This is a genomic window from Streptomyces sp. UC4497 (assembly GCF_054871485.1).
In genome coordinates, this window is record NZ_JBTYHB010000007.1 from 259,037 (window position 1) to 274,222 (window position 15,186).

Consider the following 15,186-nt stretch of genomic DNA (forward strand, 5'->3'; position numbering starts at 1 on the left):
GCGGGAGCCGGGCGGCGGCTGGGGCGCGTCCATGCCGCGGGTCGCGGGCCCCGTCGCGTCGGCGCGCGGGCCCGAGCACGGTGTGACGGGTCCCGCCGATTCGGCGTTGCCGGGGCCGCGGCCACGGCAGGAGCGAGCGGGACAGGGCGCGCCGGATCAGGGCGCACGGGGTCAGGGTGCGCCGGATCGGGGTGCGCCGGATCAGGGGCACCCGCGGCAGGACTACATCGATGCGTTCGATGCTCCTGCCCCTGCTCCTTCTCCTGCGGGTTTCAACGTCCCCGTGGGTAACGCCTCTTCGGGTAGCGCCTCCGCGAGTTTCGAGGCCCCCGCGGGTACGGACCCGTACGCGCGCGTGACGGAGTGGGACGCCGAGCCGCCCGCGCCGCCGGAGGACCAGGACCGGACGTCGGCCGAGTCCGGCGGTGGGCGCGAGAAGCGTGGCCGGGGCATGACCTTCACGGGCATCGCCGCCGCGGCCGTCACCACCGTGCTCGCCGTGGTCGTCGCGGGGCAGGTCGCCGACAGGGGCGGCGGCTCCGCGCACGGCGCTCAGGCGCAGTCCGCCAAGGGCAGTCGCCCGGGCGGCGGCTCCGCCTCGCGTACGGACGAACGGCCCGCCCCGAAGGAGACGGCGCAGGCCGCCCCGGCGACGTACGGGCAGAAGATGGCCAAGAAGTACCCGCTCGCGACGGATCTGAAGGCCTCCGGTGCGTTCACGACGATCCCGGGGGACGACAAGGCGCCGGGCAGCGGGCAGAAGTTCCGCTACCGCGTCGACGTGGAGAAGGGGCTCGGGCTCGACGGGTCGCTGTTCGCGCAGGCGGTGCAGAAGACTCTGAACGACAAGCGGAGTTGGGCCCACGACAACGCCCGCACCTTCGAGCGGGTCTCCTCCGGGAGGCCGGATTTCGTGATCACGCTCGCGAGCCCGGGCACGACGGCCGACTGGTGTGCGAAGTCGGGCCTCGACACGACGCAGGACAACGTGTCGTGCGACTCTGCCGCCACCGACCGCGTGATGATCAACGCGTATCGGTGGGCCCAGGGCTCGAAGACGTACGACGACGTGCTCGGCGACACCGCCATCCACCCGTACCGGCAGATGCTCATCAACCACGAGGTCGGGCACCGGCTCGGCTTCAATCACGTGACCTGCTCGCAGAACGGCTCGCTCGCGCCGGTCATGCAACAGCAGACCAAGTTCCTGAAATCCGGCGGGATCACGTGCAAGCCCAACCCCTGGGCCTTTCCCAAGGGTTGACGCTACGTAGCTATCCGTAGTCGCTTGATCTCTTAGCGCGACCAAACGTCGCGCGTGCGGGAAAGTTACGCCCGTTCACCCCTTTTGGTGGCGTGATGGACAACCGTCCATCATGCCACCGGCATGTCCGCATACGTTCGTCCCGCTGCGAGCCGCTAATCCAACGGCGGCTCCCTGTACGGGAGATCGGGGGTGTGCGCGTGCGCATCGGAATGCTTACCGAGGGTGGCTATCCGTATGTGAACGGTGAGGCCAGACTCTGGTGCGACCGGCTTGTGCGCGGGCTCGAGCAGCACGAGTTCGACATCTACGCGCTCGCCACCAGCCAGCAGCAGGAGGACGCGGGGTGGCTCGAACTGCCGCCTCAGGTCATGCGTGTGCGGACCGCGCCGATGTGGGCGGCCGGGAGCGAGAGCGGCGCGCGCGACGGCACGTTCGGGCGGCGGGCCCGGCGCCGGTTCGCCGCGCTGTACCGGGAGCTGGTCGAGGCCGTGGTGTCGGCCGGCGCGACATCGGATGACCTGGGGTTGAGCGAGGCGGACCGTTTCGCCAACGCGTTGTACGGGCTTGCCGAACTCGCCCGCGACGAAGGCGATCTCGGCATCTCCCTGCGTTCCGAGGCTGCCGTGCGCATCCTGGAGCGCGCCTGCCGTGCGCCGGGCGCACTCCGCGCCGTACGCGCGGCCCGCGTGCCCGATCTGCTCTCCTTCGCCGCACACGTGGAGCGTGAGCTGCGGCCGCTGTCCCTGGACTGGTACGAGGACGGGTCCGGGTTCGAGGCTTCGGCCTCCGGCCACTCGGCGGGTTCGGCGGCGGGGGAGACGTCTGGGGTCGGGGCGGGGTCGGTGTCGGCGGCTTCGGCGGCGTCGGGTGTGTCGTCGGCTTCTTCTTCAGCTTCATCTTTGTCTTCGGGTTCGGGGTCGGGGTCGGGTTTTTCTACGGGGCTGTCCGGAGGGGGCGGGCTCGCGTCCGTCGATCTCTGCCATGCGGCCTCCGGTGGCGCGGCCGCTCTGCCCGGCCTGATCGCCAAGCACTTCTACGGGGTGCCGCTGCTCGTCACGGAGTACGGCGTGCAGCTCAGGGCCCGGTACATCGCCGCGGGCGACGCCGAGTTGAGCGCGCCGGTGCGCGCGCTCCTCGCCGCCTTCCACGGTCGGCTCGCCGCCGAGGTCTACCGGCAGGCCGCCGTGATCACTCCCGGAAACGCGCACGCGCGGCGCTGGCAGGAGCGGTGCGGTGCCGACCGCGCCAAGCTGCGCACCATTCACCCCGGCATGGACGCCGGCCACTTCGCCGAGGTGGGCGAGCGGGAAGGTCCTGGCGACCCGGACACCCTCGTCTGGGTCGGGCGCATCGACCCCTCCAAGGACCTGATCTCCCTGCTGCACGCGTTCGCCGAGATCCGCAAGGAAGAGCCGAAGGCCCGGCTGCGCATCGTGGGGGTGCCGGAGGCGGGATCGGTTCCGGGTGCCGGAGCGGGCGCCGGTTTCGTGGACGGTGGCGGCTGGCCGGCCGACGGGTTCGTCTCCGCGAGGGCGAGCGGTGGGCACGGCGGCGGTGGGGCGGACGCCTCGGATCTTGCGGCGGACCGTGAGGCCGCGCTGTACCTCGGGCACTGCAAGGCCCTCGCCGCGCAGCTCTTCCCGGACGAGGCGGAGGGGATCCACGCCGTGGGCGAGAACCCCGTCTCCTTCGAGGAGCTGGGCGCCCCCGAGGCCCCCGACCTCGCCGATGTCTACGGCTCCTGCGGCGTCGTCGTCCTGTCCAGCGTCGTCGAAGGCTTCCCGATCAGTCTGGTCGAGGCCATGTTCTGCGGGCGCGCGACGGTGTCCACGGACGCGGGCGCCGTCGTCGAGGTGATCGGTGGCACGGGGCTCGTGGTGCCGCCGCGCAATCCCCGCGCGCTCGCCGAGGCGTGCGTGGCGCTGCTGCGCGACCCCGCGCGGCGCGAACGGCTCGGCGCGGCGGCACGGGCGCGCGCCCTCGAGCTGTTCACCACCGAACAGAACATCGCGGCATTTCACAGCATTTACCTGGAGATCGTCTCGCGCTGCCCGGTACGCCGGGACGTCGTCGACGACGCGGGCGCCCCCTTGCCGTTCGCCTACCCGCCGGAAGCCCATGTGCCGGGCCGCTGGACCACGCAGAGCACGGGTGACCGGGGCGGCGCGTGGCTGGCCGGGCGCTCGGGCGGGGCTGCCGGGACCAGTTGGGGAGCGGATGGCGGAGCGCGGGAGCAGTTGGCCGGGATGACACAGGGCTGCGGGAAGGCGGACGGATGACCGGGCGTATCAGCGAACGCACGAGTGAGCGTGCCGCGTTCGGCGCCACCGATACCGGGGGCGACGCCGATGCGCCCCGAGTACCGGTGAGCGCCGGAGCGTGGGGCGCCGGGTCGGCGGAGGCGCTGGGCACGCGCGGTGGCGGTGCCGACGGTGGCGGTGCTGGCGACGCCGACGGTGGCGGGGAGGTGGGCGGCGACCCGACCGCCACGGAGCAGGTCGACCTGGAGGTCCCGGAGGACCTGGAGGACCTGGATGTGGGATTGCTGCGTGATCCCGCTGCGTGGCGGTCGTCCGTTCTTGAGGACGAGGACGGTGTCCGGGGTCGTGCTGGAGCTGCGGGTGCGGGTGGCGATGGAGCGGGCGGTGGTGCCGACATCAGCGCTATCGATTCCCGCAGCGCCGACTCCCGTGACGCCGATTCCCGTGACGACGAATCCCGTACGGAAGCCGACCACCGCGCCGATGTCGCCCGGATCGTCGGTCCGCGCGACGCCGACGCCCGGGACGCCGATCCCCGCGGAGCCACCTCCCGCCCCGCACACCGCCGTTCCGGTGCCGACCCGGTCAAGGGGCTGATGCACCGGCACCGTGACCTGTGCGAGCGGGCCGTCGACCCCCTGGAGATCGCCGCGGGTCTTGAGGCCCACGGCGTCACCGACAGGACCGCCGCGCGCTTCCGCCACAAGGACGTGTTCTCGCTCGCCGAGGAGATGTACGCCCGCGCGTCGAGGGACGCCGACCCGTACGAGTCCGTCGTCGAGGTTTCCGGACCCGCCCAGGGCAGGCGCGGCCTGTGGGCCGGGCTCGCGCTGCTGCCGGGCGCCGTCTGCGCGCTCACACTGTTCGGCCTGCACGCCACGTCGGGCACCCCGCGCCTGGCCACCGGCCTCGTCGGTGTGCTCGCCACCCTCGTCGCCCTGCGCGCGACGCTGCGCCACGGGCCGCTGCGCGCGGTCGACGGCCTCTCCGCCCCCTCGGCCCGGCTCTGGTCCTGCTGGCTGCTCGCCTACGCGCTCCTCGGCGACGGCCTCCTCGAGGCCGCGCTCGCGGGCGGGCCCGACGAGCCCTGGGCCCCCGCGACCGCGCCGCTGGTCGCGCTCGCCGTCGCCGTGGCACCGGCCACCTGGTGCGCCCAGCTCTTCTCGGGCGGAGCGCGCCGCCGCCTCGCCACGAGCCGCGGACTCGCCGAATTCGCCTCCTCTGTAAGGCCGTTGCTCCTCGGGGCCGTCGCCCTGTTCGCACTCGCCCTCGTCGCGCTCCTCGTGTCGGCCGGGGTCGTACTCGACGAGAAGGTGGACTACGCCGGAGTGGGCGCCCTGGGCGTTCTGCTGCTGCTCGCCCGCCTCCTCGCCGCCCATCGGCGTACGCACGCCCCCGCCGTCGCGCTGGGCGCCGCCGTCGCCGTCGAAGTCCTGGCCGTCGCCACGGTCTTCGCCGCACGGCTGCCCGGCTGCGACGTCCTGGGCCTGCCCGTCGAGACCGCGGTCGACGCGATCGGCACAGGCGTCGTGCCGACGGTCGCCTGCGCCGTCGCCGCCCTCGTCCTCCTCGTGCACGCCACCCGCACCCTGACCCGGGCCTCCGCCCATGCGAACGCGGACGACCCGATCGGCTGGGCGCCATGACCACCACTCCCGGCTTCGCCGCCTCCGTCGAGCGCGCCGTGCCACCGCGTCCTGCACTCGCCAGATGACCAGGACCACCCGCAGCCCGCGGGGCCGACACCGCGGGCCCATCCGAAGACCCAGGGCAACCCCCATAAGGAGATCGCCAGATGACCACCCCTCCTCCCGGAGGCGCCGGATACGCCGGATACTCCGGACCTCACGGGCAGCGCGGAACCCACGACCGGTGCGCCCCGCGCGCGGCGCGCGGAGTGCGCGGCGCCCTCGGAGCGCACCGAGGGACCGGAGCGCGACCCCTGGGAGGCACCCGATGAGGGTTCTGCTGATCGGAGCCAACGGGTATCTGGGCCGCTTCGTCACCGACCGCCTGCTGGCCGACCCCGCCGTGCAGCTCACCACGCTCGGCCGGGGCGACGACGCCGACGTCCGCTTCGACCTCGCCACCGGCAGCCCGGGCGCCCTCACCCGCTTCCTGGACGCCGTCCACCCCGGAGTGGTCATCAACTGCGCCGGCGCCACCCGCGGCGGCGCCCGCGAACTCACCCGGCACAACACCGTCGCCGTCGCCACCGTCTGCGAGGCCCTTCGGCGCAGCGGCTGTGGTGCCCGGCTCGTGCAGATCGGCTGCGGTGCCGAGTACGGGCCCTCGCAGCCCGGCTCGTCCACCGCGGAGGACGCGGTGCCCCGGCCCGGCGGCCCGTACGGCGTCAGCAAGCTCGCCGCCACCGAACTCGTCCTCGGATCCGGCCTCGACGCCGTCGTCCTGCGCGTCTTCTCGCCCGCAGGGCCCGGCACCCCGGCCGGATCCCCGCTCGGCCGGCTCGCCGAGGCGATGCGCCGTGCCATGCAGGCCGGCGACGGCGAACTGAAGCTGGGCGGTCTCGGCGCACAGCGCGACTTCATCGACGTACGAGACGTGGCGCGCGCCGTGCACGCCGCGTCGCTCTCCGCCGCGCAGGGCGTCATCAACATCGGCTCCGGCCGCGCCGTGCGACTGCGTGACGCCGCCGCCGTGCTCGCCCGCGTCGCCGGGTTCGCCGGATCCCTCCACGAACTCGACGGACCCGCCGTCGGGATGAGGCCATCCGTAGGCCACCCCCGAACCGAATCAGACCACGGGATGCCTCCCGGGCCGAGCGCGTATCCGTACCCCGACGGCTGCGGCGGTTGGCAGCAGGCCGACGTGCGTACGGCCCGCGACCGGCTCGGCTGGCGTCCCCGCATCAACCTCGAAGAGTCCCTCGCCGACATCTGGATGGAGGCGGCATGCCGTATCTGACCCCGACCGCGACCGGCCTGTCGAGCACCGACGTACGACTCGGCTTCGGCATCCCCGGTTTCGCGCACCCCCTCGTCGCACCCGCGGAGTGGGCCGAACTCACCCGTCCCGCAACGCCTTTGCACTGGGTTGTCCTGAACGTCGCCAATGGTCCCGGATCCCGCCCCGACCAGCACTGCCTGGAAGCGGCGGGGCGGCTTCGGCAGGCCGGGGTGCGTGTCCTTGGTCACTTGGACCTGATCTACGGAGCCCGCTCCTTCGGTGAACTCGTCTCCGACGCGCACCGCTTCCTCGACTGGTACCAGGTGGACGGCTTCTACTTCGACCGCTGCCCCACCGAGAGGGCCGCGCTCCCCGAGGTCCGGCGCGCCACCACGACCCTGCGCGCCCTTGTCGACGACGCGCACATCGTGTTCAACCACGGCACCCACCCGTACCCCGGATACGCCGAGAGCGCCGACCAGTTGGTGACCTTCTCCGGCCCCTGGAGCGACTACCGCTGGTCCCAGGTCGCCGAGTGGACCGCCGACTATCCGCACGAGCGGTTCTGCCACTTCGTCCACGGAATGCCCCTCGGCCACCTCGAGGAGGCGCTGCGCATCGCGCGCTGGCAGGGCGCGGGCACGATCTACTTCACCGATCACACGGACCGGGACGGCTCGACCGACCCCTGGGAGGCCATGCCCGGTTACTGGGACGAAATCGTCTCGCGCATCGGACGCGGTGTCTCGGAATGAAGGAGGGCGTGGCAGTGTTACAGACTGAACAACCGTACGTAGATACCGACCAACGGAGTCCCCGTGTCGCTGCCACCCCTGGTCGAGCCAGCTGCTGAGCTCACCGTAGACGAGGTCCGCAGGTACTCCCGCCACCTGATCATCCCGGATGTCGGGATGGACGGGCAGAAGCGGCTGAAGAACGCCAAGGTGCTCTGTGTGGGCGCCGGTGGCCTTGGCTCGCCGGCCCTCATGTACCTGGCCGCTGCGGGCGTGGGCACGCTCGGCATCGTGGAGTTCGACGAGGTCGACGAGTCGAACCTGCAGCGCCAGATCATCCACAGCCAGGCCGACATCGGCCGGTCCAAGGCGGAGTCCGCGAAGGACTCGGTCCTCGGCATCAACCCGTACGTGAACGTGATCCTTCACGAGGAGCGGCTCGAGGCCGACAACGTGATGGACATGTTCAGCCAGTACGACCTGATCGTCGACGGCACGGACAACTTCGCGACGCGCTACCTCGTCAACGACGCGTGCGTGCTGCTCAACAAGCCGTACGTGTGGGGCTCCATCTACCGCTTCGACGGCCAGGCCTCGGTCTTCTGGTCCGAGCACGGTCCGTGCTACCGCTGCCTGTACCCGGAGCCCCCGCCCCCCGGCATGGTCCCCTCCTGCGCCGAGGGCGGCGTCCTGGGCGTGCTGTGCGCGTCCATCGGCTCCATCCAGGTCACCGAGGCGATCAAGGTCCTGGCCGGCGTGGGCGACCCGCTGGTCGGCCGCCTGATGATCTACGACGCCCTCGAGATGCAGTACCGCCAGGTCAAGGTCCGCAAGGACCCCGACTGCGCGGTCTGCGGCCCGAACGCGACCGTCACCGAGCTCATCGACTACGAGGCCTTCTGTGGCGTCGTCTCCGATGAGGCGCAGGAGGCCGCCGCCGGTGCCACGATCACTCCGAAGCAGCTCAAGGAGTGGATCGACGACGGCGAGAGCATCGAGATCATCGACGTCCGCGAGCCGAACGAGTACGAGATCGTCTCCATCCCGGGCGCCAAGCTGATCCCGAAGAACGAGTTCCTCATGGGCACGGCCCTGGAGAGCATGCCGCAGGACAAGAAGATCGTCTTGCATTGCAAGACGGGTGTCCGCAGTGCGGAAGTTCTCGCCGTGCTGAAGTCCGCGGGCTTCTCGGACGCCGTGCACGTCGGCGGCGGCGTCATCGGCTGGGTCAACCAGATCGAGCCGGACAAGCCGGTCTACTGAGCCTCGGCTCGGTCGCTGTGAGCTGATCGGACGGGCCTCGCGCACTGTGCGCGAGGCCCGTCCGTCGTTTCGGGGCGGACGCTCGCCGTCAGGAGCACACCTTGCCGTCGCGCGGTATTCGCCCCTCCAGGAGATACGCGTCGACCGCCGAGTCCACGCAGGCGCTGCCGGAGCCGTACGCCCCGTGCCCCTCGCCCTTCCACGTCAGCTCGATGCCTACGCCTTTGCCCAGCTCATCGGCCATGCGGCGGGCCCCTTCGTAGGGCGTCGCCGGATCGCCCGTGTTGCCCACGACAAGGACCGGCGCCGCACCCCGCGCGCTCACGTCCGGGTCGCCCCACTGGCCCGGGACCGGCCAGTGATGGCACCAACCTCCCGTGTCCCAGCCCATGTACGACCCGAACACAGGCGAGATCTCCCGGAACTTCGCGAGCCGCTCCTGCGTCTCCCGCGCCGTGGGACGCACCTTGTCGTCGAGGCAGGAGATCGCCCGCTGGGAGTGGCTCGCCGTGCCGTAACGCCCGCTCGCGTCACGGTCGTTGTACGAGTCGGCGAGCGCGAGCAGGGCGGTGCCGTCGCCCCGCTCCGCGTCCCGCAGGCCTCGCGTCAGGGCGGTCCAGCTGGTCTCGCTGTAGAGGGTGACCGCGATGCCGGTCGTCGCGAGCGACTCGTTCAACTCGCGGCCGCCCGGGGTCGGCAGAGGTTTCTCGTCGAGCTTCTTGAGGAGCGCGGCGATCTCACGTGCCCCCTCCTTGGGGTCCTTGCCGCGTGACCTGAAGTAGTTGTCGAGGGCCCGCTGGAATCCGCGGGCCTGATTCTCGGCCTGCCCGAGGCGTCCAACGGTCGGGTCGACCACGGCATCCAGGGTGAGACGACCGACCTTGTCGGGGAACAAGTGGGCGTAGATTCCGCCCAGTTCGGTGCCGTAGGAGACGCCCATGTAGTGCAGCTTCTTGTCGCCGAGGGCCTGACGCATCAGATCCATGTCGCGCGCGGCCTCGGTGGTCGACACATGGGCGAGCAGTGCGCCGGCCTGCTTGCTGCAGCCCTTGCCGAACGCGACGGCATCCTTCAGATACGCCGTCTCCTCCGCTTTGGTGTCAGGGGTGAGGTCGAGGGACTCGGCCGCCTGCGTCTCCTTGTCGCTTCGACAGCGCAGGCCGCGACTTGCCGAGACACCGCGCGGATCGAAGCTCACCAGGTCGTAGCGCTCACGCAGCTCGGCGTACTGCGGGGCGAGGGCCGGCAGCAGATCCACTCCGGAGCCGCCGGGGCCGCCGAAGTTGAACAGCAGGGGCCCGATCCGCTCGCCCCGGTCACCCCGAGCCTTGGTGCGGATGAGAGCGAGGTCGATCGTGGGCCCGGTCGGCTCGGCATAGTCGAGTGGCGCCTTGAGCGTCGCGCACTGCCAGTCGGAGCCGGGCGCGGGCGAGCCCGCATGCGCACGGCAACGGCCCCAGTCCAGGTGCTGATCGGTGAGTGACGAGGGGAGGGCGGGGGAGTCGCCGCCGCCCGGCGCCACGTCGGCGGGGCGTGAGGCGGAGGCCGACGGTGGCTTCGCCTCGCCTCCGTCGGCGCGATCGCCCGAACCGCTGCAACCCGCGACCGTCCCGGCCGTCAGCACGACGGACGCGGCCAGGGCGAGCGCGCGGACGGCCTTTCCCCAGCGTGTACGTGCACCCGCGGGCGCACACGAATCCTGTGCCGCCATGGCACCTCCCCCCTCAACTGCCCCCGTTCGAAAGACAGTCAAGCCATCGTAGGAGCGCCCACAGAAATCCGAATCGGCCTGTGGACAACTCCGAGATCACTTGCAGACCGTTCCCTCGTTCGGGGGCTTCCCGCTGAGGAGGTAGGTGTTCACGGCGCCGTGCACGCACTTGTTTCCGCTGTCGTAGGCCCCGTGCCCCTCGCCGTCGTACGTCAACTCGACGCCCACGTCCTCGCCGAGTGCGTCGACCATCTTCTTCGCACCTTCGTACGGGGTGGCCGGGTCGCCGGTGTTGCCGACGACGAGGATCGGGGCGGAGCCGGGCGCGCTGACGTCCGGGTGCTCGGCGGCCCCGTCGACGGCCCAGCCGGAGCAGTTGAGCATGCCCCAGGCCAGGTAGTCGCCGAACATCGAGGACGCCTCGCGGAACTCCGGCAGCTTCGCCTCGACGTCCTTCGCCGTGTAGCGGGGCTTGTCGTCGGCGCAGTTGATGGCGATGTTGGCGGCCTGGATATTGCTGTACTTGCCGTCCTCGTTGCGCCCGTTCATCGAGTCGGACAACGCCATGAGGATCTTGCCGTCACCGTTGTAGGCCTGCTGGAGGCCCTCGGTCAGGTACTCCCAGAAGTCCTGCGAGTACAGGGCCTGCGCGACCCCGTTGGTCGCCGCGGTCTGCGTGAGGTCGCGCGGGAAGATGCCCGGGATCGGCTTCTCCTCCAGCTCGTCGAACAGCTTGGCGATCTTGGCCTTGACGTCCTGCGGAGTGTCCCCGACGGGGCAGTCCTCGGCCTGGGAGGTGCAGTGCTTCGCGTAGTTGTCGAGGGCTAGCTGGAACCCCTTCGCCTGGCCGAGTGCCCCTTCTTCCGGGTCCTGGGTGGGGTCGACGACACCGTCGAACACCGCACGGCCCATCTTCTTCGGGAACAAGTGGGCGTAGACGCCGCCCAGTTCGGTGCCGTAGGAGATGCCGAAGTAGTGCAGCTTCTTGTCGCCGAGGACCTGGCGCATGAGATCCATGTCGCGGGCCGCGTCCGTGGTGCGTACGTGGGGGAGGACCTTGTCGGAGTTCTTCTCGCACGTGTCGTTGAACGTCTTGATGTTGTCGACGAGCTTCTTCTGCTCCGCCGTGTCGTCCGGCGTCGAGTCCTGTTGGAAGTACTCGTCGAGCTGTTTGTCGTCCTCGCATTTGATGCCCGCGCTGCGGCCCACCCCGCGCGGGTCGAAGCTGACGAGGTCGTAGCGGGTGCGCAGCTTCGCGTACTCGGAGCCGAAGGCCGGGAGGGTGGTGACCCCGGAGCCGCCGGGACCGCCGAAGTTGAAGATCAGCGAGCCGATCCGGTTGTCCTCGTCCCCGCTCGCCTTGGCGCGGATCAACGCCAGGTCGATCGTGTCGCCCTTTGGTTCGTCCCAGTCGAGCGGCGCCTTCATGGTGGCGCACTGCCACTCCGCGCCGCCGGGAAGCGGGGAGGGCGCGTCCCCGCCGCCCTGGGACTCCGCCGGCGCGGGGCAGTCCTTCCAGCTCAGCTCCTGGGACGGAAGATCCACGTCGTCCTCCGTGTCGCTGCCGCACGCCGCGAGCGAGACGGACAGCAGGGTGGCGGCGGTCAGGGCAGCGGTACGGGACCAGGACGGATTGGGCATGCGTCCATCCTGCGGCGGCGGGGTGCGGGGCGCTCGGGCTGCGGGCTGTGCGAGTGAGGTCCGCCGCCCGGGGGACGTCCAAGTCCCCTAGAGAGCGCCCTTCCTTGTCAGATGGTTGAAGAACAGCCATCCGGGGAGGACGGGGAGCCACAGAGTGAGCAGTCGGTACAGCAGCACCGCGGGCGCCGCCACTTCCTTGGGCAGGCCGACCGCGATCAGACCCACCGTCAGGGTCGCCTCGACGGCACCCACGCCACCCGGTGTCGGGGCGGCCGAGCCGAGCGCGTTACCGGCGAGGAAGACCACAGCGACGCTGGCCAGGCTGATCGTGGTGGTTGTCTCGTCCCCGAAGGCGCGGATCGAGGCATCCAGGCACATCACGAAGCAGGCGGTCAGCAGCAGCATGCCGCCGATGCCGGTGAGCAGCTTCCGCGGACGCTGCAGCACGTCGAGCATGCGCGGCACGACACCGGCGAAAAGTGAGCGCACGCGCGTGACGACGAATTTCCGCAGGAACGGAATCGACGTCACTACAAGGACGAGCACAGCGACGGTCAACAGACCCGCGATGACCGTGCGGGACGGCGACAAGGAAGGCGTCTTCTCCGTCCCCGTCAGGTAACCGAAGGTCAGCAGCAGCAGGATGTGGCTGCCCATGCCGAACAGCTGCGAGGCGCCCACACTCGCCACGGCGAGCCCCGGACGCACCCCCGCACGCTGCAGAAAGCGCGTGTTGAGTGCCACTCCACCGACCGCCGCCGGCGCCACGATCTTCACGAAGGACCCGGCGACCTGGGCCGCGACGGCCCGCATGAAGGGGACGCGTTCCGGCACGAAGCCGAGCAGGCTCATCGCGGCGGCTACGTAGCTGAGCGCGGAGAACAGCACCGCGAGGCCGACCCAGCCCCACTCGGCCTCGCCCACGATCGCCCCGAAGTCGATGTGGGTGAGCTGCGACAGCAGGAAGTACGCGCCGATCGCGCCGGCGATGAAACTGATCAGCGTGCGCGGCCTGATGCGCTCCAGGCGAGCCGGTTCGACGGGCGCCTGTGGCCGGATGCGCAGCACCTGGTGGCGGATCTGGGTCAGCAGATCCTCCTCGCGGGCCTCTTCCAGGGCCTCGTCGAGGGCCCGCTTCTCGGCCTGTCGCTCCGCCTTCTCGGACTTCTTCTCGGCGCGTACGGACGCCTTGGCGGTGTCGCCGGCGGTGGTCTCCTCGATGCGCGCCTGCTTGGCCTTGCTGGACGCCTCCAGGACGGCCTCGCGCTCGCGCTGGGCACGCTCACGTCCGAGCTTGCGCAGCGTCGCCCTGGTGGTGCGGGTGAGCGCGATCGGCTGCAGCAGCGGCAGACAGTCCGCGATGGTGTCCGGGCCGAGGACCCCCACGGCGGACGCGACGGTGCGCTCGGCGCCCGCCCGAAGGCCGAGCGTCGTGAGCAGCTGGGCGATGTCCATGCGGAGCACCAGGTCGCCCGCGGCGATCTCGCCGCCGCGCAGATCCGTGAGAACCACGGTGCCGGAACGATCCACCAGAATCGCGTCGCCGGCCAGCCTGCGATGCGCGATCCGCCGTGACTGGAGCGCCTGGACCTGGTGCCAGGTGTCGCGCATCAGCTCATCGGTGATCTCGTCGTCCGGCAGCGAGTCCAGGGAACGGCCGCCGACGTGCTCGTAGACGAGCATGACGGCATCGGGGCCGAGCTCGGACGTCGCGATCAGTTTCGGCGCGTTCGCCCCGGCGGCGATCGCCGCATAGGCGAGCAGCGCCTCCTGCTCCAGGGCCTGGCGCAGCGACTGGAGGCTGCGGCGCTGCGTGATGCCGCGCAGCGTCAGGCGTCTCCACACGCGGTAGAAGAAGCCCTGCGCCTGCTGCTCCCGGTCCACCACGGTGACGTCGAGCGGTGGGCCGTCCTCCAGGGTGACGAAGTAGCGCCGCCCCCGGTCGCCGTTCTCCGTAGTGCCCTCATGGGCTTCCTCGCGGGAGGCGTTGACGGGGTGGAAGCCGACGTGGCGCAGGCCGGCGAGGAGCGTCTGCCCTGTAGGGCGCACGTTCGGTGAGCCGACGGCGTACAGCGTTCCGTAGGCGACGGTCCAGCCGATGAGGACCGTCAGGATGATCGAGAACGGTGTCGTGTAGCCGGTGACGAGCATCGCGAAGGCGTCGAGCAGCAGCACCACCCACAGGACGACGCGCCACCGTGGTCGCCGGGACATGCCGACGGCCGTCATGTAGGCGATGACGGGCGCCAAGTAGCCGTGCACCGGGTCGGTCAGCGCGTGGATGTCGCCGGGCGACACTGTGGTGAGCGCTTCCTGGATCGACTGCGGGGCGGCCTTGGCGACCCAGAGGTCCGTCGCGAGCGTCACCCCGTGCGCGAGGACCGCGGCGAGCACTCCGTCGGCGATCCGTAGGCCGTCGCGTTTGATGAGCCGCTCGATGGCGAACGCGACCGGCACCAACAGGATGGCGATGCTCGACGCGAGACCCGCGAACTTGGTCAGCAGGTCGGGCGCCTGGCCGGTGCCCTTGTCGATGTCCTGGGCGAAGCCCGAGGTCGTGCCGTGCGCGAACGCCGCGATCGCCAGGATCACGGCGACGGCGAGCACGCCGACGAGGAGCCGCATGAGGTCGGAGGGGCGGTGCACGCGCGCGGGGAGCAGCGGTTCGTCGCCGTCGACCTGCTCGGCGTGCGCGTCCCCCTCGGCACAGTCGGGGTCGTGCAACGGTTGCTCGTGCTTCGCTTCGGAGGCCTGATCGGCCGCTTCGTCAGGGCGCGCCGGTGCCACAGAGGTGCCCTCCGCCTTGTCGGGGTGCACGCTCTGCTGCTCCGTGGTCTCTTCTTGATCTCGTATCACCAGTCACCGCCCGCACGATGGTGGCATGCCGCACCGTCATAGGGGGGCATCAGGGTGCATTCGAGGAGGCGGGAGTCCTCGGCGGGCGCCGCCGCCCGCGTCCGTCCGGGCCGCCTCCCGTACGTCCCTCCGCACTGTCGGTGCCGTGCGGCAGGATGGGTCGGATGAGCAAGGAGAGCGAACCGGCGGGAGAGCTTCCCGCGTACGCGGAGCGGGTCCTGGACGTCGCGGAGATGATTCCGCGCGGGCGGGTCATGACGTACGGGGACGTGGCCGAATGGCTTGAGGAGGGCGGGCCCCGCCAGGTGGGGCGGGTGATGGCTCTCTACGGAGGCGCGGTTCCGTGGTGGCGTGTGGTGCGCGCGGATGGGCAGCTCCTGCCGGGGCACGAGCTGCGGGCGCTCGACCACTACAGAGAAGAGGGCACGCCCTTGCGCGAGGCCTCCCGGGCCGCCGAAGGGCACGTGCCGCGCCTCGACATGAAGCGCGCGCGGTGGGACGGCCGGGCGGGTACGGAAGCTCACAATTGACAGCTTCGGCCATCCC

10 protein-coding genes are annotated in these 15,186 nt (G+C 71.0%); 7 read left to right on the forward strand and 3 right to left on the reverse strand.

Annotated features, from left to right (window positions below; all coding sequences use genetic code 11):
* The first annotated feature begins 355 nt into the window (after positions 1–355).
* The 6 genes from ACYSUO_RS13080 to moeZ all read left to right on the forward strand — a co-directional run bounded on the left by ACYSUO_RS13080 (position 356) and on the right by moeZ (position 8,432).
* The gene (locus tag ACYSUO_RS13080; RefSeq protein ID WP_461776231.1) at positions 356–1,264 is read left to right on the forward strand and encodes a DUF3152 domain-containing protein; all 909 of its coding nucleotides are present in this window, start codon (positions 356–358) and stop codon (positions 1,262–1,264) included.
* Between the two features lie 200 nt (positions 1,265–1,464).
* Complete coding sequence (locus ACYSUO_RS13085; RefSeq protein WP_461776232.1) at positions 1,465–3,546, forward strand: DUF3492 domain-containing protein; 2,082 nt, start codon at positions 1,465–1,467, stop codon at positions 3,544–3,546.
* Positions 3,543–5,174: a hypothetical protein gene (locus tag ACYSUO_RS13090; protein ID WP_461776233.1), complete on the forward strand. Its 1,632-nt coding sequence runs from the start codon at positions 3,543–3,545 to the stop codon at positions 5,172–5,174. The genes ACYSUO_RS13085 and ACYSUO_RS13090 overlap by 4 nt, the downstream gene beginning before the upstream one ends.
* A gap of 310 nt (positions 5,175–5,484) precedes the next feature.
* Complete coding sequence (locus ACYSUO_RS13095) at positions 5,485–6,453, forward strand: NAD-dependent epimerase/dehydratase family protein (protein WP_426901233.1); 969 nt, start codon at positions 5,485–5,487, stop codon at positions 6,451–6,453.
* Positions 6,441–7,190, forward strand: a complete 750-nt coding sequence (locus ACYSUO_RS13100) for a spherulation-specific family 4 protein (RefSeq protein ID WP_461776234.1) — start codon at positions 6,441–6,443, stop codon at positions 7,188–7,190. The genes ACYSUO_RS13095 and ACYSUO_RS13100 overlap by 13 nt, the downstream gene beginning before the upstream one ends.
* Positions 7,191–7,253: 63 nt before the next feature.
* Positions 7,254–8,432, forward strand: a complete 1,179-nt coding sequence (moeZ, locus tag ACYSUO_RS13105) for an adenylyltransferase/sulfurtransferase MoeZ (RefSeq protein WP_426901229.1) — start codon at positions 7,254–7,256, stop codon at positions 8,430–8,432.
* A gap of 88 nt (positions 8,433–8,520) precedes the next feature.
* On the opposite strand, the gene ACYSUO_RS13110 is transcribed toward moeZ, so the two are convergent.
* The 3 genes from ACYSUO_RS13110 to ACYSUO_RS13120 all read right to left on the reverse strand — a co-directional run bounded on the left by ACYSUO_RS13110 (position 8,521) and on the right by ACYSUO_RS13120 (position 14,640).
* Complete coding sequence (locus ACYSUO_RS13110) at positions 8,521–10,143, reverse strand: alpha/beta hydrolase (RefSeq protein ID WP_461776235.1); 1,623 nt, start codon at positions 10,141–10,143, stop codon at positions 8,521–8,523.
* Positions 10,144–10,239: 96 nt separating this feature from the next.
* A complete protein-coding gene (locus tag ACYSUO_RS13115; RefSeq protein ID WP_461776236.1) occupies positions 10,240–11,784 on the reverse strand; it encodes an alpha/beta hydrolase in 1,545 nt (514 codons plus the stop codon).
* 87 nt (positions 11,785–11,871) lie between these two features.
* A complete protein-coding gene (locus ACYSUO_RS13120) occupies positions 11,872–14,640 on the reverse strand; it encodes a lysylphosphatidylglycerol synthase transmembrane domain-containing protein (RefSeq protein ID WP_461776237.1) in 2,769 nt (922 codons plus the stop codon).
* A 155-nt stretch (positions 14,641–14,795) separates the two neighbouring features.
* On the opposite strand from ACYSUO_RS13120, the gene ACYSUO_RS13125 reads away from it, so the two are divergent.
* The gene (locus ACYSUO_RS13125) at positions 14,796–15,170 is read left to right on the forward strand and encodes an MGMT family protein (protein WP_461776238.1); all 375 of its coding nucleotides are present in this window, start codon (positions 14,796–14,798) and stop codon (positions 15,168–15,170) included.
* The last annotated feature ends 16 nt before the right edge of the window (positions 15,171–15,186 follow it).